This is a genomic window from Pseudoduganella sp. RAF19 (assembly GCF_052114165.1).
Classification (GTDB): domain Bacteria; phylum Pseudomonadota; class Gammaproteobacteria; order Burkholderiales; family Burkholderiaceae_D; genus Rugamonas.
Genome location: NZ_JBFREF010000013.1, coordinates 69,853 through 92,192, shown reverse-complemented (window position 1 = coordinate 92,192; position 22,340 = coordinate 69,853). Strand labels below are relative to the sequence as shown.

General features: G+C 52.2%; 19 protein-coding genes. 12 read left to right on the top strand and 7 right to left on the bottom strand.

Translation table 11 applies throughout. The annotated features are described in order from the left end of the window. Window positions 1-93: 93 nt before the first annotated feature. Window positions 94-561, bottom strand: coding sequence for a helix-turn-helix domain-containing protein (locus AB4Z19_RS28055; protein ID WP_442030251.1), 468 nt, complete (start codon window positions 559-561; stop codon window positions 94-96). A 399-nt stretch (window positions 562-960) separates the two neighbouring features. On the opposite strand from AB4Z19_RS28055, the gene AB4Z19_RS28050 reads away from it, so the two are divergent. After that, entirely contained in the window at window positions 961-1,758 is a 798-nt protein-coding gene (locus AB4Z19_RS28050) for a hypothetical protein (protein WP_442036815.1), read from the top strand. A gap of 126 nt (window positions 1,759-1,884) precedes the next feature. Here AB4Z19_RS28050 and AB4Z19_RS28045 read toward each other — a convergent pair whose 3' ends face one another. Next, a complete protein-coding gene (locus AB4Z19_RS28045) occupies window positions 1,885-2,700 on the bottom strand; it encodes a hypothetical protein (protein ID WP_442030099.1) in 816 nt (271 codons plus the stop codon). A gap of 137 nt (window positions 2,701-2,837) precedes the next feature. On the opposite strand from AB4Z19_RS28045, the gene AB4Z19_RS28040 reads away from it, so the two are divergent. After that, window positions 2,838-3,170 carry a helix-turn-helix domain-containing protein gene (locus AB4Z19_RS28040; RefSeq protein ID WP_442030097.1) on the top strand — a complete coding sequence of 111 codons (333 nt, stop codon included), beginning with the start codon at window positions 2,838-2,840 and terminating at the stop codon, window positions 3,168-3,170. Between the two features lie 768 nt (window positions 3,171-3,938). Here AB4Z19_RS28040 and AB4Z19_RS28035 read toward each other — a convergent pair. Beyond that, window positions 3,939-4,370 carry a hypothetical protein gene (locus tag AB4Z19_RS28035; protein WP_442030184.1) on the bottom strand — a complete coding sequence of 144 codons (432 nt, stop codon included), beginning with the start codon at window positions 4,368-4,370 and terminating at the stop codon, window positions 3,939-3,941. Between the two features lie 501 nt (window positions 4,371-4,871). Here AB4Z19_RS28035 and AB4Z19_RS28030 point away from each other — a divergent pair. The 10 genes from AB4Z19_RS28030 (at window position 4,872) to AB4Z19_RS27985 (ending at window position 17,914) form a co-directional block, all read left to right on the top strand. Further along, complete coding sequence (locus AB4Z19_RS28030) at window positions 4,872-6,395, top strand: HipA domain-containing protein (RefSeq protein ID WP_442026028.1); 1,524 nt, start codon at window positions 4,872-4,874, stop codon at window positions 6,393-6,395. A 213-nt stretch (window positions 6,396-6,608) separates the two neighbouring features. Continuing rightward, entirely contained in the window at window positions 6,609-7,832 is a 1,224-nt protein-coding gene (gene tyrS, locus AB4Z19_RS28025; RefSeq protein ID WP_442036813.1) for a tyrosine--tRNA ligase, read from the top strand. A 711-nt stretch (window positions 7,833-8,543) separates the two neighbouring features. After that, window positions 8,544-8,987 carry a DUF3592 domain-containing protein gene (locus tag AB4Z19_RS28020; RefSeq protein WP_442026030.1) on the top strand — a complete coding sequence of 148 codons (444 nt, stop codon included), beginning with the start codon at window positions 8,544-8,546 and terminating at the stop codon, window positions 8,985-8,987. Window positions 8,988-9,847: 860 nt separating this feature from the next. Next, on the top strand, window positions 9,848-11,005 hold the full coding sequence (locus AB4Z19_RS28015; protein WP_442036811.1) for a hypothetical protein: 1,158 nt from the start codon (window positions 9,848-9,850) through the stop codon (window positions 11,003-11,005). Between the two features lie 158 nt (window positions 11,006-11,163). Continuing rightward, on the top strand, window positions 11,164-11,319 hold the full coding sequence (locus AB4Z19_RS28010; RefSeq protein ID WP_442026033.1) for an SUMF1/EgtB/PvdO family nonheme iron enzyme: 156 nt from the start codon (window positions 11,164-11,166) through the stop codon (window positions 11,317-11,319). Further along, window positions 11,319-11,546, top strand: coding sequence for a hypothetical protein (locus AB4Z19_RS28005; RefSeq protein ID WP_442026032.1), 228 nt, complete (start codon window positions 11,319-11,321; stop codon window positions 11,544-11,546). Before AB4Z19_RS28010 ends, AB4Z19_RS28005 begins: the two co-directional genes overlap by 1 nt. 529 nt (window positions 11,547-12,075) lie before the next feature. Then, window positions 12,076-12,390, top strand: coding sequence for a hypothetical protein (locus AB4Z19_RS28000; protein ID WP_442036874.1), 315 nt, complete (start codon window positions 12,076-12,078; stop codon window positions 12,388-12,390). Window positions 12,391-12,550: 160 nt separating this feature from the next. Further along, window positions 12,551-15,262: a hypothetical protein gene (locus AB4Z19_RS27995; protein ID WP_442036809.1), complete on the top strand. Its 2,712-nt coding sequence runs from the start codon at window positions 12,551-12,553 to the stop codon at window positions 15,260-15,262. Between the two features lie 521 nt (window positions 15,263-15,783). Then, complete coding sequence (locus tag AB4Z19_RS27990) at window positions 15,784-16,929, top strand: RNA-guided endonuclease InsQ/TnpB family protein (RefSeq protein ID WP_442036807.1); 1,146 nt, start codon at window positions 15,784-15,786, stop codon at window positions 16,927-16,929. Window positions 16,930-17,074: 145 nt separating this feature from the next. Then, window positions 17,075-17,914, top strand: coding sequence for an IclR family transcriptional regulator (locus AB4Z19_RS27985; protein WP_442026913.1), 840 nt, complete (start codon window positions 17,075-17,077; stop codon window positions 17,912-17,914). A 341-nt stretch (window positions 17,915-18,255) separates the two neighbouring features. On the opposite strand, the gene AB4Z19_RS27980 is transcribed toward AB4Z19_RS27985, so the two are convergent. From AB4Z19_RS27980 to AB4Z19_RS27965, 4 genes are all read right to left on the bottom strand, one after another. Then, entirely contained in the window at window positions 18,256-18,822 is a 567-nt protein-coding gene (locus AB4Z19_RS27980; RefSeq protein ID WP_442026912.1) for a hypothetical protein, read from the bottom strand. After that, window positions 18,819-19,577, bottom strand: a complete 759-nt coding sequence (locus AB4Z19_RS27975) for a hypothetical protein (RefSeq protein ID WP_442036805.1) — start codon at window positions 19,575-19,577, stop codon at window positions 18,819-18,821. Before AB4Z19_RS27975 ends, AB4Z19_RS27980 begins: the two co-directional genes overlap by 4 nt. 127 nt (window positions 19,578-19,704) lie before the next feature. Next, complete coding sequence (locus AB4Z19_RS27970) at window positions 19,705-21,147, bottom strand: SMODS domain-containing nucleotidyltransferase (RefSeq protein ID WP_442036803.1); 1,443 nt, start codon at window positions 21,145-21,147, stop codon at window positions 19,705-19,707. Next, window positions 21,144-22,076, bottom strand: a complete 933-nt coding sequence (locus tag AB4Z19_RS27965) for an S-4TM family putative pore-forming effector (protein ID WP_442036801.1) — start codon at window positions 22,074-22,076, stop codon at window positions 21,144-21,146. Before AB4Z19_RS27965 ends, AB4Z19_RS27970 begins: the two co-directional genes overlap by 4 nt. Window positions 22,077-22,340 lie beyond the last annotated feature (264 nt).

Below are 22,340 nucleotides of genomic sequence, written 5' to 3'. Positions count from 1 at the left end.
AAAGATACCCTTTGGATTGATCGGTCTTTGGGGGTATATTTCTCCGAGCCAGCAGGGCGACGGACTGCAGTGATGTGGTTCGTCGTTTTGTCTTTATGCGCTAGGCACCTCCTCCAAAATCTCGGCGATTCGTCGAATCTGGTTCGTCGAAAGGCCATCGGCCTTGAAGGCCAGGTCTTTGAGGATAGCCTCGAGCGCTTCCGACATCAGCGGGGCAAAATAATTCTCCCGTTCAATCAACGCTAAACAGGCCAGTCGACAGCGCTGCGACCGCGTGAGCGCTAGCGCGTCAGAAATTCGTTCAACCGTCCTGCTCGGGGGCGGCAATTTCTTTGAGTTTTCCAACTGGCCGTAATAACCCCTTGTCAAACCGGATTTCTTTGCGAGTGCTGATTGCTGCAATCCGGCAATTTGGCGCAATCGAAAAAGCTCGCCCCCGAATTGCGGCGTGAAAGTTTCGGGGTGATCCGTATGGAGTGCGCAAGCTTCAGGCGTGGGAGAGCGCAGCGAAGAAACTTCGCTGACGACCACTTCGATTGAATCACGCAACTGCTTTTTCACGGCCGCCTCTAATCGGGTAATGGCGGCAGTGTAGTCACATTTGCACAGTTCTGCAATATGAAAATATGTTTGTAAGCTATTGATTTAAAAAGCTTATTTTATGTTATACGCTGTGAATCCGTACAGTGTATAACGCGAAATAGCTCATTCAAAAGCTTTGTTGAGCAGTTAATTCCCTACGGTAATCCAATATTTTTCAGACAACTATATTGTGCGTATCGGTGCAATAGAGCCTATTTCCGGCAGCGCCCACTAGGGCCAACTCTAATGAGTCACGGCCGCGTACGCACGCCACTCATATCCGCGATAGACCGAACACCTAGAAGATGCCTGCCATTGTTGTTGCGATAGGAACATTTCGCCCCTACACTGCGATATCCCTACTCATTATTCAAGCCTATGCAGGTGTTCATCGAGAATAACTGGCTATCGATTCTGTCTATCGTTATCGGTATTGTTGTGTCCTATGTGTTTTATCGGCTGCAAAAGAAAGACAGCGCGTCCGCTTCCGCGGAACGGAAAAAACATGCCGCCACCGAACTGCTAGACGTTATAGAGAGCTACATCATTAACAAACAGCAACTTTCCGAACACGTCATTGACAACCTTATTCACGCATCTGAACGCGGCCACTTGGTCGCGCTCCGTCCAGAATTCACTGCGATTTCGTTGCTGCAAGATGTAGCGCTGCGCCTTCAACGGAGTCGACATTTAGATATTCCACAGAAGTCCGAGTACTCGGTAAAGATTGACCACCTGATTCGTGAGATCCGAGAACGCCGTGAGCCTTTCCGGTTGGAAGACTTAGACGAAGAGCTTTCAGCCAAGCTCCAGGAACTGCAGCAGTTTTTGCCAGCCGAAAAAACAGCCGAGGCCCAAGCGGTGCTTTTGACTGTCGCATCCCTGATTCAGAAACTGCGGGAAACGACGATTCGGACGGAGGAATCGAAGGAACGCTTGTTGGCCGTAACAACACCCCTCTTAGGTGTCGCTGCCGCCTTGGCGACGTCTCTGATCGGCAGCAGAGTGTTCGACTCTGTCAGCGATTCTTCTGCTTCATCAATGGCGATGAAGATGTTTCCCATTTTAGGGATAGCGCTTGCAGCGGTCGTTACTATGACAGCAGTCAGCACTGCAATTCGCATAAAACGCCGGTCTCGCAATCACAGATCACGTGTGAGTAAAGCTGAAATTTAATTCTTCACTCATCGGCGGGACCAATTCGCCGGAGCCACTTACCTGAAGCGCTGATGCTCCGGCTCTCTTTTTTTCACTCCCTAAAATACAACGCGCTCTGTCTCAAGGCTGGGGGGCGTTCTTCGTCTACCGGTTGCAGGCCATCTCCGCTTGGCTTCGCCAGAAACTCGGAGAATTGGATGACCGCCAAGCTTCTACCCATTCGTTCTCCTTCCCTGGAGGCGCGCGTCGGCGAACCTCCTTTTCTTGTGCTTGACGCTCATCGTCACCTCGCCGCATAGCCTCAGAGATGCATTGAGCCTTGGCCAGCTGCCGGGCGCGCTGCTTTTCGATGGCGCCTTTTAGATCAGATGCTTGGTCGACAGGCTGGAACTTGATTGTGTAGCTGCTTTGAGAATACCCGAATGCGTCGTCAAGGTTATGCGTCAGGACGGATTTTGCAAGAGCCTCTGGAAGTCCATCTTTGTGAGCAGCAACCTCGATGGCGGGGAAGGTCGCAACGGACAACAAAGCAGGGAAGGTTGGGAACGATAAATGCCGAACTGCTGAAGGCGCACGAACAAGATATTCGCAGACTTTGGCCGCAGTGCAAGCCACCCACTCGACTTCATATCCCCAGTCTGGAACATCGGCAGCCAGGACTTCGCCAGCCTTCAGCGTAACTGTAATTTTCAAAGGCGCGCGTGATTGTTTGGTCTCTGTCACAGTAACTGAGTCTAAGTCCTTCGCATTGATTAGTCGGCCCTTGATTCGCAGGGCCAAAATTTGATTGTCATTTGACCATACCCGAGTCCCTGTGACTTCTCGCCCGTTGGACAAAATATAGCCGACACGGTTGTCCGCATACCCAGTCAACGAAGCCGACGAGTCTTTCAACGAGGACGTACTAGCGCACCCGTAGATAAATATCGAGATCGCTCCGGTCAGAATTACACGCTTCAAATATTCCTCCATTGTGAAAGTGCTACACGGGCGAAGGCATTGCATCTCGCTTGGCGATTTAGGGAAAGTGCCTTACTACGGGGAAATACTACGTATTTCGTAGAGAATTCTCAAGCAAATTCTACGATATTCGTGCAATGACAAAACAGCAGTTGGCATCATTAATCGGACATCGCCTGCGGGAAGCTCGCAAGAACGCTGGTATTCCCCAAGACAAATTGGGGGTCGCGATTGGCCTCGACGAGCATGTCGCCAGTGCCCGGATAAGCAGGTACGAGACTGGCGCGCATGAGCCGGCATTTGAAGTTGCGGCAAAGCTAGCGAAAGTGTTGAACGTGCCGGCTGCTTACTTTTACTGTGACGGTGATGATTTAGCCGAATGGGTGCTTTTTTGGCACGGTCTGACTAAGTCGGACCGTAAGCACGTTGTTCGATTGATGAAAGATTGGCTTGCAGCCTCAAACAGTTAGTTTGTCCAGGAAGCTGGCGCCGGGCACCGCCTTTTGGTTGCCATCGACAGTCATGCCGTTGATAAAAGTGCGCAAGTCTCGAATGATCATGTTCCGTCGATTCATTGAAGCGAATAGGTCATTGTCGAGTTCCTTGGTTTCCTCTTTGCGTATAGAAGTAGCGATAGGTGCGTGCTGTTTCTGTTCGACTACCGCGATGCTGCTAGTTCAGCGCTCAGCTGAAGGTATGCGGTCAAAGACGGGCGGAATTTAGTTTCGATTTGCGCTGATGTGTTCGCGATGTCGCGTCTCGCCGCGAGCAGCGCTTCACCCTTAAGGCAGCCAGGTATGCCAGAACAGCTGCCTCTGTAGGCATCTGAGCGCGAGTTCCTAAATCCACAAGGTAGATTGGTCCAGACCACACCTTTGAGGTTCTGGCGCGCGGCCCTGTCCACAATGGTATAGGCATGAAGACCGTAATGCTTGCCGTCGACTGAATTCCAGCGTCCGATACTATGCGCCATAGCGTTCGTGATGCCTTCGCGCGCGGCGAAAGCAACTATCGCGTCGGACACGTCTTCTAGATCCAGAAGCGACCAGCACGTCCGCACAGGCTTTGCGTCTGCACAAAGTACGAGAGTGATACGCCCATCTCAGAATTCCCTAGCAAATTCGATGGGCAAAATTGGCCCATCGTTCATCCAATTTCCCTGCACTGGAAGTTCTCGTTGATCCATATTAACGAACCCCAGCCCAAGCAGACTATTTTTGCATCCGTGCCCATATGCTTTATTCGATGTCTTTCATATGTGCTGCATCAAGGTCGCTGCTTCGTTGCCCGACCTCTAGCAAAAGTCGCTGAGCGTTGGCGGGAATCAGTTGCTCGTTGTCGATGCTGAACAGCATGCAGTCCAATATTTGTGCCAGGTCCGCAACCAAAGACAGAAATTGTGGGGCTTCGCTACGGACGTCACAACGCACAAAGATGCTGGCGTAGTGCTCCTCATCAAATTGGATATCAATGCGGTTGCCATTCTCTGGCCCGAACACAAGCCAGTCGTCTAGCATGAACCAAGGTGGGCCGAAGTAATACGCTAACCGCTCCTGCGCCTGACGTACTTGCTCTGGCGGTAGAGTGGGAGCGTCCCAGTCTTCACCGCTCGTGTCTGGTGGAGGAGCGCCAATATGAATGAAATACAGATCAAACTGCCAGACAGCCATAGCGCGCCTCAGCGGATCGGTTAAGTAGACAAGACGTAGTCTACCATTGGTCTTACATGTTCTTTCACCAAAGAGCATGCTGTGGGGAGACATAGCATCTTTTGTCGCGATGCTTGCGAATCCCGAACCTCTTCCGCGGGGACTCTTCCACCTCATTGTCCGGCTCCTTTTCCTCCACGTCAACTAAGCTTGAGTTGACTTCTACGTTTTTCGTAATAACATGATCAGATGTAATCCGGAGGGTGAGCTCGGTTGAGGTGTGTCGGGCGCATAGCGAATTGGGATGACTGGCAGCTAAGCAATAGGAGGTTCGATGTCAGGCGATGTGACTGTTCCGGAAGACTTCCCGCGAGGACCAATCGCATCCCTTAGCGGAGCTCAACCCAAATTGGCCGTTCGCTTTAATAGTGAGGACGGTAAGTACTACTCTGGATATTTACCAAAAGAGCTGGCAAAACGGTTCGAAATATGCGAGGACATAGCCAACCAGCTGGTAGAGAAGTGTCAGCGAAATCGAGCAACCAAGTACGCTGCAATGACCGAAGAGGGAATACTTTCGGGACTGCTGAAAAAGCTTTTGCTCACGCGCTGGGGAAGCGACGAAGAGATGCGCTGGGTTATTCGAAGAACCGCGACTACACTGGGCTGGCCCATACCCGACGCGGCGAGTTGAAACGCTGTCTCGATGAGCGGACTCTCAAAATGAGGTGCCTCGACGTTTTTATTGACCATGATTGCATTGGACAACTCCAAGAAGAAGGCAGATGGAGCTTTACCTATGAGCACGAATGGGCGAGGAGCGCAATCAGTTTTGACCTCTCACCTGCACTTACCCGCACACGGCACGTGCATGTGGATGACGAGCGTAACAGGCACGTGCAATGGTACTTCGAGAATCTACTTCCAGAGGAAGCACTTCAACATTCTATTTTCAAAGAGGCCGGGATTCCCGGAGGAGATACCTTCGCGTTGCTGAAGTATCTGGGAGAGGAATCGACCGGTGCACTTAATTTCCGCGAACCTGGGCAAGAGTTGGCGTGTGACTCAGGCTTAAGAGAGTTGAGTCGCGAGCAGTTAAGCGAACGCATTACGGCACTTGGAACTCGCACAATGGCAGCGTACTCACCCAAGCGAGTCGCCGTCGCTGGCGCTCAACACAAGCTCCTCGTCGTCGTGATGAATGACGGACGACTCTTCGAGCCTGTAGGTACAACAGCTTCCACGCACATACTCAAGCCGGACCATCCGGAGAGTCTTCGATATCCCGCGTCGGCCATCAATGAATACATAGTGATGCGCCTTGCTCGTGCAGCCGGTCTGGAAGTACCTGGAGTTTATCTCACGTACGTGCCTGAGCCAGTTTACATCGTTGAGAGATTTGACCGAGTCGCGCGCCCTCCCCTCAATTTGTCGGTTTCTGAGCAAAGCGCAGACAGCGTTCATGTCGTCGATGCGTGTCAGCTTCTAAACATCGCCCGAACAAACAAGTATCTCGTCGCTACTCTGACAGCACTGCAGCGTCTCATTTCACTGACCACAGATCAGGAACAGACGCGCCAAGCGTTGTACCGTTGGCTCGTCTTCAATGTGCTAATCGGGAACGACGATGCCCATCTAAAAAATCTGTCCTTCTTTGTGTCTAACGAAGGAATAAAACTCACACCGCATTACGACCTGCTTTCGACTGGCCCCTATGCGACTAGGGCCATCACGAATGGTGATGGATGGCCTTGGATTGACATGACAATTGGTTTGCCAGAAGCCCGCTTCTTCGGTCAAGTACGGCGGGCGAATATGCTACGCGCAGGTTGCGAGCTTGGTCTTTCGAGTAGCGCTGCCAGCCAGATCTTGGACGATGTTTTGTTTCGCGTCACCTCTGCTCTTGATGCAGAACTCGACGCCGTCGCGCAGCGGCACGCAGCACTTGAAGGAGCGGCACGAGCTTACATTGCTGGAGAAGCGCACCTGATGCGGATCGTAAGAAGCACAATTTGGAAAGAGATGGCCTGGCGTTTGTCTAGTTAAGCGCACGACCCAAGGTATTAGCAGGCATTTGACTCAATGTCTTGAACAGCTATAAGATGCCAAACATGATTTCGTCGATTTTTTCTATCGCTAGCTATTACGCCTACCGCTTCCGGCGGTAGGAGCTTGCGCATGCAACCCGGTCCGCCATCAGGGGACGGGTTGCGACATCGAGATCTCCTGAGCGGCTAACCACCACTTAAGGAGTTCGTAATGTCTGATGTCTCAAATGACCTGCTTCACCTGCTTGGCGAGCGCGGATTTATCCATCAGTGCACAGATGACCAAGGCTTACGGCAAGCCTTCATGGCTGGCCAGGTCACTGCGTACATCGGCTTTGATGCAACTGCAGATAGCCTGCATGTCGGCCACATCCAAGGTTTAATGCTGATGCGCTGGCTGCAGCGTGCCGGCCACAAGCCATTGCTTCTAATCGGCGGGGCGACAACTCGAATCGGAGATCCAAGCTTCCGAGATACGTCTCGGCCTGTATTGTCTTCCGATGTCATTGCTGCGAACATTCGCGGCATCAAAGATGCATTCCACCGCTTCCTGGGGAGCGACGCCCAGATCGTCGATAACTCAGACTGGCTTGATGGACTAGGCTATCTCGAGTTTCTATCCAACGTAGGCCGCCATTTCAGTGTAAATCGTATGCTTACTTTCGATGCGATCCGCACGAAACTCGAGCACTCGCTCTCGTTCCTTGAGTTCGGCTACACCCTACTCCAAGCGTATGACTTCGTGGAACTGGCAAAAAGGTATGGATGTACACTGCAGGTAGGTGGTGCAGACCAGTGGGCCAACATTATCAACGGCGTTGATTTGGGACGTCGCAACCAGGTCAAGACTCTGTATGGGCTAACGATGCCGCTGCTGACGACGAGCGATGGGCGAAAGATGGGTAAGTCCGCCAATGGTGCGGTGTGGTTGAACGCTGACCGATTGAAGCCATTCGACTACTGGCAGTTTTGGCGCAACGTAGATGATCGCGATATCGGACGGTTTCTCGCTTTGTTCACGGAGTTGCCAATGGACGAAGTCCATCGCCTGGCTGCACTAGAGGGGGCTGAACTAAACAACGCTAAGGTCGTCCTAGCGTCGGAAGCGACTCGTTTAGCTCATGGAGATGACGCAGCTAATTACGCTGCTCGCGGAGCCAACGCGGCATTCAACAATGAAATTGATAGTGCAGACCTACCGACTGTGACGTTAGGTCGCGCACAACACGCGGCCGGCATCACGCTGGGCGAACTCGCGGTCCTAGCTGGACTCTGTACCTCGAAGAGCGACGCACGTCGTCTAGCTGCTGGTGGCGGTCTGCGCCTCAATGGAGTAGCGGTTTTGGACGCAGACAAGAGCGTGAATGCCGAGGTAGGCCAGGTACACCTTTCCGCTGGTCGAAAGCGACATGTACGAATTGAACTCGGCGACTAACCCCCAAGCTACGCCTCTCCGAATTTACTGTCTTTAATACCGACAATGCTTGCCTTGGCACCACATGTCGCTGCGGCGCTAGGCAATCATCACTCTTCGGATAATGCGATGGCAGCGGTACTCCCTTGTACGCGTTCAGGATTTGGCTCCTGGATACACATGGCGCGCAAGCAAAGTCTTCGAGGCTACACCGCATGGCTGACTGTGATCCTGTTCAGATCAAAGTGGCAACTTAAACGCCGTGGCCGAAATTAGCAATAATTGTCAGTCCAGCGTTCAGCGGAATTGCATAATGGCAGCACCTTGCGCGTTAAGAGTTGACGTCGCATGTCAACATAAGCGAATTTATGCAAGACGACGATAGCGGGAGTAAACGATATGCCGGCGGCATCACTCTGTGCGAGCTTGTAGTCCTAGCTGGACTCTGCGCCTCAACGGGCGATGCACGTCGTTTAGCTGCTGCTGGAGGTTTGCGGCTCAATGGGATCGTGGTCGCTCATGCGGACAACGGCTTGAATGCCGAGGTACGCCAGATACGCCTTTCGGCTGGCAGAATGCGACATGTACGAATTGAACTTGTCGACTGAGCTTCGGCTTAGTCGCTTGAATTTTGCGGTTCTCAATATCGACAAGCTTGCCCGTTACCGCATGTCGCGCTGGCTGGAATAGTTTGCATTCTTCGTGCGAGAATACTAGAAAGTTAGATCTTTAATGCTGATGGAAGAATTATTTCTAATTGTCGGCTGCGTCATTGGATTAGGGTTTGTTACGCTTTCAACCCGTGCACTGAGGGCCGGATCCGCGTCCAAACGTTGGCGCCAAGTGGGCGGTGTAGTGCGCCACGTGGTAATCGAGTCTCGCCGGGGCGACATCGATTCAAAACTCGATGTATTCACCGCGAGAGTCGACTTCGAGTATGTGTTCGAAGATGCGCGCTATCGCAATGGACAGTATGTCGGTGAAAGCAACGAAGATCGCGACATTGTCATGCATTGCGCGCGCGATTTTATCGCAGGCAAGTACATTGATGTTTACGTTGACCCGCAACAGCCGCAGCAGAGCACACTCTATCCTGGCATGAAGTCGGGACATGTTTGTTTGTTCTTATTCGGCATTGGCGTGCTAGGATTTTCGCTATGGCGCCTCTTGAAATGAGAAGATGAGGCGAACCGGCGGCTTGTCAAGGTTAGGGCCTCAGCAGCTTAAGTCAGGACATTCGATCCGCAGCAAGCCTGGCTTCACTGCGACGCGAAATATTCGCAATCAAAGGTCTGACAACCAGAGTGAACCGCGCCAGCCCGGCGACAATGTGGCGCTGTGCGCGAATCCGACAAACTTGCGGAGGAGCGTTCACATCGGGCGAGCAGGAGCCGTACAGCAATTGGATATCGCGCGCTTGAAAACAGAGGTGCAAAATGCCGCAGCAGCTTGGCGACGGTGCAGACGAGTATACGGTGGTCGCAAGTAGCTGGCTCAAGCAAAGCGCCATTACATACAGCAGGGGGAACGCTTTTCTTTCAATCTCAAAAAAGCTCAACCGCTAGCTCAAGAACCGCCAGCATGAGAGCGACCACAAGCCAACTTGTTCCGCTTGACGCATAACGTAGATGATTGCGACGCGGGGCGGTTCATAGCTTTGTTCACGGAGTTACTGATGGACGAAGTCTATCGCCTGCCTGCCCTAGTGGGACCCGAACGGAGCGAAGCTCGGTTGTCCTGGCCTCGGGTTGCTCGTCGGCTAGTTGCTGGGCGTGAGCTGCGTTTCAATGGAGCAGCCATGTCGGGTGCAGACCAGAGCGTAAATGCTAAGGTAGGCCAGATACACCTTTTTGCTGGTTGAACGCGACATCCACGACTTGAACCGGTCGACTGAGCTCGTCCAAATACACTGACCGCGTCACAGCACCTTATCATTTCAAGGGCGCGCAGACGCAAAACTTTGATAAAGTTTAAGTACGATATTGCAGATGCCAGCTCTATAATCATAGATATGACTTATATCTCAATAAGGAACTATGGGAATCATTGATTTTCGCGAGATCGTCTCACCAAAAGCAGACCATGCGTCAGTTAAAGACACGCCGATTGGCAAATCATCTCTTCCAGACGATTTCGAGACATTTTGCCTTGACTTTTTCACATCGGTTCGTCCCACTGTCATTTTCGAGCAGATTTCAACCGGTGCAGATAATGGGATTGATTTAGGGGTGAAAGAAACCTTCAGCGATGGAAGCAAAATACGATGGCTTGTGAGCTGCAAACACAAAGCTCACTCAAAGGCAGCGGTCTCTGAAGACGAGGAAAAAAACATTCTTGAGAGAGTTTTCAAATGGGATTGTGACGGCTTCATTCCATTTTATACAACTTCACCTTCAACTAAAGTGAAGTCGCTAATAGAAGGTGTAGAGAAAGCTGGGAAACTAATCGACTGGTATCTGAAAGACCGGATCGAGCGTGATTTGCTTAGATCTGCGGAAGGAATTCAAATGGCAGCAAGATATTTCCCGAAATCAATGGTCAACCACTACACCACATTTATCAAGACGATGCCAAGGTACTCCACTAGTGATGTCAGTATTGAAGGTAACATGGCCAGCATTGCTGGCTTTCGTCACTATTTTTCCGACACCGCGGAGGAAGAGGTTTTGGCAATCAAGGAGCACTTAGTCGAGTCGGCCAACCTTTTCGCGACAATGGATGCTCACACACCCTATTTTGTAGCCGCCCTAAAAGACGCCATCCAGCTGGCGCCTGATTTCTTTGATGTTGAACGGACACCAGAGGGCTTAAAGGACTTCGCTTACGTGAGCCCGACATGGTGTTCTTATTCCCTCTGCCGCGCGAGTCTTGATAAGGAGAATGGTCGTGGCCTTTCGTTTGCGTATTTTGTTGCCGCAGTATGGATTTTTTGGGATTACTCTAGAGCGAATATAGTTTTTGCCGAAAGTATGGCGCTTCGAAGCCGGTCGTCATTTTCCGACGAACTAACTCCGAATAAAATTAATACTTTGCAAAAATACAAGAAATTTCAAGAATTAGTTATGCATCAAATGTCTAAAGGCCTGCTTTCGCCTGGACTGATAGGCCTCAAGCTTCAAGAAGAGATGAGAGATATCGTGACACGCCTTTTTGCCTACGCGAATCCAATTCCACATCCTCAAATACAAAAATAGGAATACGTTGCCTGAGCTTTGCTGATTGGCATGTATTTACCTTGGCTGCTCAGGCTAACCCGCTCTCTTTGGCGAGCAAGCTTAGCTAATTAGCTTTTCCACCTCGTCGGAAAAAGCCGGAAGCGGTCGGATGCGATGATCACCCCGAGTTCTCGACAATCGTCGGTACGTACCAAGCGAATGCCTTTGGCCTGTACGACATGCTAGGCAATGCAGGGGAACAGGTCGAAGACTGCCAGCATTTAAACTATGAAGGCGCGCCGACGATGAAAGCGCCTGGATCAACGGCTGCGCCCCATTCGATGGTGGAATAATGGTAATCCATCGTGGCGGAAGTTATAACAGCGGCGCAATCGGTGCCAGCCCGACCTATCGCGGGCATACCAGCACCGATAATCGCAACAGCGTGGCCGAGAGATTCCGTATTGCTGAGGATTTGACAGACAACACCGACAAAACCACAGGGACAACTGCGTTTGAAAGAGAACTGACCTCAGCGCAGGCCGCGGAGCTCGGCAAACATGCAAAGCCTCAAAGATAAAAGATCAATCCGGCCTTCGCTGACCGTTACCAATCATAAAAATGGGGCACTCAAATTCGAGACCCCACTTCGCGCAATACTACCCGGATCACGTTGACTCACCGGTGCACTTTCTCCTTCCGGACACATCAGCGAGACCCATTAGTGCTTCATTTCCTCGCCGCTGCTTGCCGTGATTAGTTCATGCGCTGAACCGCGAACGGTACTGATCACGAATTCATGCAGCCAGCCATAACGACCGTCCAGTAAACACAACATACCGTCTTCACACGCTTGGTGGTGCTCGACCCGTTGACTCGGACTGGCGATTAGTAGTCCGCATTGCAGCAGAGAGGCCTCATGTATGTCTTTTTCGAATTTCCAGCGATGCGTGGCAGTAATCCACATGCATTTGTCAGCAAACGCGACAGTTGCCGTGAGAACCTACTTCCATGCATAGCAGTATCGATATTTGCGTAATAGGTTACTGAAGTATGACTTCGTTGAACTAGCAAGAAGGCATGGCTGTGGTGCAGACCAGTGAACCAACATTATCAACGGCGTTCACCTGGGACGTCGCACCCAGGCCCAGACGCTGTATGGACTAACGATGCCTCTGCTGACCACGAGCGATGGGCGAAAGATGGGAAAGTCCACCAATGATGCGGTATGGCTGAACGCTGACGGACGGAACCCATTCGACTACTGGCAGTTTTGGCGCAACGTCCATGATCACGAAGTCGGACGATTTTTCGCCTTGTTCGCGAAGTTACCGATGGACGAAGTCCATCGTCTGGCTGAACTGAAGGGGGCTGAATTCGACGACGGTAAGGTTGTTCCGTCCCGCAAAGGTCGATGCGCCTAAGCGAAAGTAGTCGCGCAGATCGGCGTCTGTGAGCTGCTTAAAAATTTCGCGCTGCGAAGAATGCTCCTGGTTCCACGGCGCAAAAACGAAATATCGGTCGATTTTTCTGCTTGGCAGTCTTGATACAAGTAGAGAACTTTCCACAAGAACAGGAGAAGAAATGGGTTTAATCACTAGTTTTGGAACAGATCAGATTGCTGCGTTGAGCGCGGGCCAAGTTTCTGCTATTTCGGCAGCTGATTTGATGGCATTGACGTCGGACCAAATTGCGGCGCTTACCACTGTACAAATTCCAGCGTTATCAACGCAACAGATCGCACAAGCCTTTGGCAGCGATCAAACAAAAGCTTTGACGTCTGCTCAAACTAGTGTCTTAAATTCATCCCAGATCGCATCGTTTACTACAGCCGGGTTGGTTGCGATGGAAACGATGGATTTCGCGGCAATCAGTACCAGTGCAATCACAGGATTGAGTACTAACCAGCTCGTGGCGCTGAGCACCGACCAGATTGTGGCGCTGACTCAGGCGCAAGCCGCTGCCCTGTCGTCGAAACAGTTCCTTGCTCTGACCAGCGATGAGATCGCCGCATTGCAGACGCAAGACCTGAACGCGATCAAAATTTCGACACTGGCAGCAATGGGCTCAGCGCAGGTCGCAGCGCTGACGACCGACCAGGTAAAGGGATTGACAACCAATGCAATCGCCGCCCTGAGTACCGCAGGCATTAGCGGGCTCTCTACCGATGCGATGGTGGCGATGACGCAAACGCAGGTTGCCGCAATGTCCACCGCCCAGGTGGGGGCACTCTCCTCGGCAGCCCTTGGCGCGATCCAGGTATCAGACTTCAGCGGCCTGAGCACGGCGGCAATTGCGTCGTTGAAGACGGCACAGCTGGCAGGGCTGACTACAGACCAGGTGGCTGCAATGACCACTGCCCAGGTGACGGCATTTGGCACGGCAGCAATGGCTGGTGGACTGAACTCGAGCCAGATCGTAGCGCTGACGAGCGACCAGGCTGGAGCGCTGTCCAGCGCCCAAGTGGCGGTACTGAGCACTGCCAACATCGCCGCGATGGAAACAGCTGATTTCGCCAACTTGAAGACTGCCGCGATTGCCGCGCTGACCGCCAACCAGTCCAAAGCGTTGACGACCGACCAGATCGTTGCCCTGAGCACCCAACTGGCTGCGGTTCTGAACAGCAACCAAGTGGCAGCGCTGAGCACCGACGCGATTGCAGCCATCCAGACCACTGACTTGGTAGTCCTGAAGACGGCGGCGATCGCCGCGATGGGTACTGCGCAGGTTGCCGCCTTGACCACGGACCAGGTGAAGAACCTGACCACTGCCGATGTCGCTGTGCTGACCACCAACCAGATGACAAACGGTCTAAGCTCCGCCCAGATCGTGGCTCTGACCTCGACCCAGTTCAGCGTGATGAATTCGGCACAGGTAAGTGTTCTAAGCAGTAACTCAATCGCAGCAATCGAAACTGCTGACATCGGTGCGTTGAAGGTCACGGTTATGGCAGCGTTGAAGTCCGCGCAGATTGCGGCTCTCACCACTGACCAGATTGGCGCACTGGGCACCGTACAGTTCGCAGCAATGACCACGGCAGCTCTGGCTGGGCTGAGCACCGACCAGGTCGTCGCTATGAGCAGCGATCAGTTGGGCGCATTGACCACCACACAGTTGGGATCGCTGTCTACCAACGATATTCAGGCAATCGAGACCCGCGACATGTGTGGCTTGAAGACCTCGCAGATCGCTGCATTGAGCACACAACAGTTCAGTTCACTGACTACAGACCAGCTCGTTGCTCTGACCACAGCTCAGGCAAGCATGATCACGACCAAGCAGATCCAGTCATTGAGCTCCGCAGCCATCGGCGCTTTGGAAACTGTAGACGTTGCGGCCCTGAAGACCAGTACTATCGCGGCATTGAGCACGGCGCAGATGCAAGGCCTGACCTCTGATCAGATTGGGCATATGACTATCGCTCAGCTCAGTGCCTTCAGCATGGCTCAAGCTGGAACATTGACCTCAGCTCAGCTTAAAGGTTTGACCACTAACTCCCAGATTCAAGCACTCAAGGTTAGCCCGATTGTTCTAGACCTCAACGGCAACGGCATCGAAACGCTGGACGTCACTCAGGGAGTGCAGTTCGACCTGCTGGCCAACGGCCAGAAGCTGAACACCGGCTGGGTGAGCGGCGACGACGGCCTGCTCGCTCTGGATCGCAACGGTGATGGCATCATCAACGATGGTTCCGAGCTGTTCGGTAACGGCACCACTCTGGCGAACGGCCAGAAGGCATCCGACGGCTACCAAGCAATGGCTGAGCTGGATACCAACGGCGACGGCATGATCACCGCAGCCGACAAGGACTTCGGCAGTCTGAAGGTGTGGGTGGATGGCAACGCTGACGGCATCAGCCAGGCTAACGAGCTGAAGTCGCTGGCTGACCTGAACGTCACCAAGCTGAATCTGGATGTTCAGAAAGCCAACGTCGATACCAACGGCAATACTGTTGGCCTGACCTCGACCTTCGAGACCAGCGACGGCAAGTCTCACGAAGCCGCCGACGTCTGGTTCCAAGTCAGCGAGCCAGCCAGCGCCTCCAGCCTGGCCGCAGCGATCTCGTCCTTCGACAGCAGCGCTACCCCGGCTGCTCCGGCAGGCAACCTGAGCTTCAACAGCAACAACGTTGCAGCCAATGTGGCTCAGATGGCTGACGTGATGAGGGGCTACGATGCGAACGGCAAGCTGAACGTTGCAGCTGACGCGATGGCCAACAGCGACGACAGCAAGCTGCGTCTGAAAGCACTGCAACAGCAGGGCAACAGCGGCTTGTTGACCAGTCCTCAGAAGTAATACGACATTTCGTCTTAGCTCAATACGGCAAGGCTTCCGCCTTGCCGTATTTTTTGGCAGAGCAGATTGAATGCAACTCAGACTGCAGAGCGCATCACGCACGAGGGCAAACAGAAATGAGGCATCGACAGTTCATTGCTAGCTTTTATTTTCATTAATCATGGTAGTGACGACATACCTCCGAAATGGAGCGACCAGCGCCGTGGTGCTTTTTGGGATAGAAACGATTCAGCTCACGCACGCATTAGCTGACCGCGGGAACCGAACGTGAAGAACACTGCTACCGCGCCACAAATAGTCAATGGTCGCGACATTGGCGATCCGGCTTATCCTCCGTACGCACCGTAGCGTTCTGATGCATGCCGAACTTGGCAGCAGCCCAGTCTGTCCTCCCAATTTTTTGAGCGATGCTTGGCAGCAATCCACACGGATTTGTCAGCAAAGGCGCATATCACTGTGAGAACCTATATCCATCCTAGCAGCATCAATATTTTCGGAATAGGTTACTGAACACACCTCGTATGCTTCGACTCCAAGCCTTCAAATTCGAGCTTATGCCCAATGGCGAACAGACGCGCAAGATGCGACGGTTCGGTGGCGCCTGCCGATTTGTGTATAACAAAGGCCTTTCATTACAACTGGAGACACGAGCGACTGGAGGCAAGTTCATAGGTTATTTCGCTATGGCGAAACTACTTACTGCCTGGCGAAATGGTCCGGAAATACCTTGGCTCAAGGAGGCACCAATGCATCCACTTCAGCATGCGTTGAAGGACCTGGAGAAGGCGTACAGGAATTTTTTTGATGGTCGCGCTTCCGTTCCTTGCTTCAAGAGAAAAACTCAAGGCGACAGCTTTCGCTATCCCGACAGGAATCAGATCAAGCTGGACCAATTGAACGGACGCATTTTTCTGCCAAAGCTTGGTTGGCTGCGCTATAGAAAAAGCCGAGATGTCCTTGGCGATCTACGCAACGTTACCGTTAGCGAGTCGAACGGAAAATGGTTTGTGTCTATCCAAACGCAGAGAGAGGTGGAACTGCCTCCATTGCAGGAGAGCGCCGTCGGTATCGTTAAGGGTGCTGACTGCTTCGCAACACTGAGCGACGGGAACTCTGTACTGCAGCCTCACCAACCCGAAAAGCGTCTTCGTAGTCTCGCCCAGCTTCAGCGAAGCCTGGACCGTAAAGTTAAGTCGAGTAGCAATTGGAAGAAAGCCTATGCTCGACTTCAGCAAATGCTCACACGGATTTCAAACGCCCGCAAAGATTTTCTGCATAAGGCTTCAACATCAATTACGAAGAACCATTCGCTGGTGTGCTTCCAGAGTTCAGAGGCAAAGGCCCAACCAAACGGTCGTAAGAGTGTGCCCGAAGAAGCTGAGGCAAAAAGAGAATTAGACATTGGAGCTTTTCCGCGAGGATGGGGAGAGTTTCGACGCCTGTTGGAATATAAGCTCGCCTGGCGCGCCGGACACTTCTTAGCAATGACGCATGGACAAGAGGACCCGACATGTTCTTCTTGTGAGCAATCGATAAAACATCAACAGCATCGTACGCAATTCTTGTGCGTCACATGTGGCTGCAAAAAGAACGCTGATTTAGTTGGAGCGATCAGCATATTAGCGCGAGGACATCGCGTTTTAGCCTGTGGAGAGCGGAGTAGTTAGGCCTCTCGGCGAAGCAGGAACCCACCGAAGCGATTACGCGACATTGTTATCGCCGTAGGATTCCCTTTGGGAAGGATGTCAACGTTACGGTTCACCAAATGAACCGCGATATTTTAATTTGCGCGCGTACTGGAAGAGCGACAAGATGAACACGGGAAAAACCGGGATTGGAACCGTATATCGAGTCGAAGAACTGTTGCGCGCGGTAGGCTCGGCCAAAGACGGCATGGGCGTTTTACAGCTTGCACAATCGGTAGGCATCGACGTGGGACTAGCGCATCGCTATGCAAAGTCACTGTTGAGTACCGGCTTTTTACTCAAGGATGAGAGACGCCGCTACTTCTTAGGCCCACTGTTTGAAGAGCTCGCGGAGTCAAGCGGTCATTTCCAGAACCAACATCTGTCGCCATTCGTTCAGTCCATCATCAATCTTCAACTAGAGATGAACCAAACAGTTTCGCTCTCACGATGGACTCGCGAAGGCCCTCAAGTGGTATTGGTTCTCGACGGTAAATCCAATTTGCCGATAACCCTCCGATTGGGTGCAGTGTTACCCATTCTATCAACCGCCGGAGGATTGGTGGGGCTGGGATTTGCCAATCGATTGGAGACCGAGCCCTTAGTGCAACGAGAGCTTAGATTTCATAAGGAATCGGGGCTAAGAACCCAGCTGACCTCCTTCGACCTGGACGATATGAGAGCAGATATCGTCAAACGGCAGGCAGCGCGGAGCCGAGAATATCTGCAAGGTCTGTCAGCTATGTCCTCACCTGTATTCAATGAGTCAGGGATTTTTTGGGGGGCAGTATCTGTAGTTGGTCCTTCAAGCACATTTGATTGGGGATGGCGTGGAAGAACTGCGAACGCCCTTAGGGCATTCTGCAAACGAGTCAAAGTGCCACTCGAATGCGCAACATCACTTCGAAATTACTCATCTCCCAATGTTGAGCTCCTGGCGCCGCCGGCACGAAATGCGTCAGTGTAATGCCGTACAAAAGAACCTTTTGCCGTCTATTTTCATCACCTTGGCCGCCGCGCCGTTAACCAGCTCGGCGTTGACTACTGGAGCAGCTCCTGCATGCAGCAGCCTCTTATGCCTAAACAGCTGTTTTCCATGAAGAGGTTACTTCCTACTGGCGGAGAATAGATAAGCTATCCGGCGCAGAAGCCGCTGAGTGGCTTTGATGACCTCATACCCGGCCCGCTACCGCAGCGTTCCACACTCGTCGCGTGAGATAGACGCAACAATGGCCTTCGGTCCAACGGCGTTTCCTTCCGCCCATCGCGAGCTTAGCGCGGCTAAACTTCCCAAAAAAACGGACAACTTCATTTGCTGGAGAGAATTCGGTACCCATTCCAGGCATCTGGAAACTTCGAGTCAATTCGTGCGCAAACACGATTACTTCGTCGATCGGCCAAAATGCAGTTTGAGATGTCGCTTCCTTCTACCTGCTTGAGCCAAGCTATGCGTTTTTCCAAGGCATCCCTTTCGGCACGGCGCGCTTGTAGCTCAGCTAAGTCCGGCATGAATAGCCAAGCCACAGCGATGATGGTCATTGCAGCAATAGTGGTGATACCTAGCGCCCAAATCACAATGCGGGAAACCGCAAACTGAGCTGCCCTTTCATATGCCGCGGAAGCCCGTTCCGCATTGGCGTCGGCTTCATTTAGATTTTTCAATAACGCTTTTGCGGCCTTATCGAGAACCTTCTCTAGCGATGCGTCAACACTCGACGCAACTGCACCAGGCAATTGACTCGCTACCGCGTCAAGTGTTCTCTTTGAGCTTGCAAGCCCTTCAGCGGCTTTATGGACTGCATCCTGATCTCGGATGGCGGCCTCTAAAAGCGCCCCGATTGTCGCATTAACATTTAGTTGTTTGTCGGTGGTCAAAGCGTGTACTCCCGACCTGCCGGACGAGAGGTCCGCTCATGCTGAGGCATTATTTCACGTTGCTGTTGCGCTTGTCTTTGCAGGAATTTAGTATGCAGTTGAGAAAGTTCAAAGCCCAGTTCTCGCAAATCTTCAACTACAAAATAGTTCACCTTGCCTTCGTTGGTCACTGAAACGATCACTCCGCCTGAAGATCCCTTAGCCGAACCTTGGCACATCGCGACAAGTTGCAAGTAGCGGTTGTAGAGATTCGAATTATCACTTCCCGACTTTGTCGCTTCACTTACCAGATCATCTATAAACACTTGGAACTTGCGACCGTCCCCCTGGCTTTCCTGAAAGTCCAAGTAAGGGACAATGCGCAAATTCAGCTCACCATCACGCATCATTGAACTTATGTACCAGTGTACTGACCGTGAGATCGAATTGAGGTCCTCATTTCCCGTTGCAGAAAGTGCCCGAGTTAAATGCAGCAACTTTGCCTTCTCTTTTGAATTGTCATTTTTCGCGCGCTTGAATTCAAGAATGCGCATCGCGCGGGAGCCCCGGATGAGGACATCACCGCAGCCCTGATCCAGTGGCGTTTGCTGTAGTAGATTTGCGGATATGGGGAGTCCCTCCGCATCTTGACGCCGCCCCATAGCCACGCCCAAGGAAAAAAGAAAATTACCAATGACGATATTTTCGTAGATATCCATCGTTGCTAAGGTTCCTTCATGATTTGCCCAGCGCGGCATGCTAGCAATGGTGGACACCACCAGAGTCCCCGCACAACCTGGCGTCTCAGACTTATGAGGCGCATACCTGCTACAGTGAATCTCAATATTGACACGTGCCGTTGGCCAGCATACAGATAGCCGGGATCAGCGCGCACCATTGTCATCACATGATCACCACATAGAATGGCTGGGACTGTCCAACAAGACGGCTGTCGCCCCTCCTGATGAGGAATGCTTCCACAAAGTGAACACCGCGGTACGACAGATGTTCCATCCGGCTACCTCCCTTATCCGAGTCGTAAAAGTCGCCGCGCAACTGTTGAGCGTCGTAGGCTGCCTTATCAGTATTGGTAATGCGCCATTTGACGATGTAATCCGGCGGGAATGGGACGCCAGTCACGTTCATCGCGGTAAACTTGACCCAGTAGCCGCTTTTCAAAGGATCCAACGACTGCACCGCGCAAATCGGCTGACCGTACTCGCTCGGATAGAGAGCTGCAATGATATTCACGGTAAGCTGTGATTGCTGCGCTGCACGTCTCCACTTTGGCCGGTTGATGTATGGCAGTTTGGTAAGACGCGCGGGCAAAGCCCTGCCGCCGATCGCTATAACCTTTTGCACCAAGTCCTGATACTGGCCGGCGACCACAATAGCCCCGTCCTCCCTTGCGACTGCTTCGCTAATACGTGCAGATTCCTTGGCCTCACCCGCCGCGAAGTTATCGCCGAAGACACGCTGCCACTTGCCGATGCTTTCGTCGCGATCGGTCTCATCATAGGCGTCATCAATCCATCCTCGATACAGATTGATCTTGTCGCGGAAGTTCGAATATGTGGATTCGTTCCACCCACGGCTTTGATTTTCCGTTGCAAGCACTGGGTTGGAGACATGAGGAACGTTGGGGCGTGCCTGGAGCCAGTCGTCCAAGCGGCCGACCAAAGTCTTCAGGGAGGTCGGTAAGTCCGCAAATGCGCTGGAATCCTTATCGCTTGAATATATCTGCATCCCCAGCAGGGTAGTAAACAAGAACGAAGGGCAGGTGAAGTTTGTCTTGATATCACGAAGGTATTTCAAGAGCCTCGTCACCTTTTTGAGATCGTTGCCTCCCGCGATACTGTTTTTCTGAATAACCCAGTCGGTGTACGCCTTGGGTGCGGACTGTTCAAACATGTCGGTGCCGCGGTTGCAAACTTCGTACTGTCCCCTGTACGTTCTATCGACGACGCATGGAGCAATATCGATGCGACGATCGCATGCATACTCAATGGTTACGCAGTGCGAGTAGCGTCGAATTTTGTCTGCATATGTTGCGTTAGCCTCCAATGCATTTGCCAGCTTATTGACGTATTCTTTAGCGGTCCAATCCTCTTTTGCTTCCACGAAGACCAAAAGATCGGCATCGAACTCCTTGTCTGGCAAAGGCTTGATGATCGTCTTGTGCGCCCAAGACCCTTGGGGCGCGAAGTCTATGATCTTAGCCTCCCAGGAACTGGCCTTCACAGCTGTCTTAACGGCTTCGATGCTGTTTTCCAATAAGTCCAGTCGAGTGGCATTGAGGTTAACAAAGTCTTCAAGAAAGGTGCGGAAATGATCGTGTAGCTTCATACTTTCATCTCCTTCATTTGCATCTCTTTGACTTGCCCTACAAGCTTCTCGGCGGCGTGGCGAGCGGCATCTTCGTTCTTTGTCCTGAGGCGGCGATAAATCCAGTCAAACACCAACGGACTGCTGGCCCTGTGCTGGTATATGGCGTCCTGTAGTTCGCGAGAGCCCTTAACCAAATCTTGCTCGCTGGCGCCGGCCAGGGCTTTATCCCACAATTTCTCGCACTCAGTCTTAAGCGTTACCAAAGTGTTCGCGGTGTCGATCTGCTTGCGGTGCTCACGAATCGCCCAGTTGAATATCGGCATAACGGGCGTAATCACGGACAGCAGGAGTTCAGGCAATTTCAGCTTCAACGCGATCCCTGAGGCTACCAAACCAACAGCCAAGATGACGGCAAGCGCAAGAAGCCAGCCTCCGTAGCGCTTACGAATACGGGCGTCGTATGAGAGATTAGTGCGCTGACAGATTAATCGCGCGAAGCGTAGCGGGACATCACTGACGCAGGTCTCATACCAATCCAAGAATCCCGCTTCACGCTCTTTCGACAGAACTTTTCCGGACGCCTCACGTATGTCTTCCGGATCCACAGGGGCACCAACCACAAATCGGTTCCACGRCATACCCAAAATCTTGGTATCGAATTCTTCTTGCAGTTTCGCACTCCGCTTTGTGCGGTCCTTTTGAATTCGCTCCACTACCGCAGTATCCAAGAGCAAAACCGTTAGCGCGGCCAACGCAAAGTACGGTTTCAAATCTGGATAGTGTGGTGCCAGCAGGAGACTTAGTACCGGTAATGCAACCGTAAGGACAATGAACCAACCTTGCGTACTTTTCGCTCTGCTGGAAATGACAAATCTGGCGCGCAGCAAGGCGATGAACTCCGATTTACGCTGCTTTTCCGCAATCTCATTATTGATAAGTGTAGTCATTGTCATTGAATGAAATCTTCCCAGTCACCGATAAATGGTAACAGACATTTCAATCAATTGCCTCAAATCCAACACTAGTTGCTGTTACGAAATCTTCATGCAGTGCTGTGCACAGCACCGAACAACCAGAAGCCATGTTCAAAAACATCAGGCACTTCGAGAACTGAAACGTGTTCACCAAAGACTAAATCTAGGTCCATAGATCACTGCTGAATATGACTCCAAGAGTTACATCCGCAGGGGAACTACGGCCGCTATGACCGA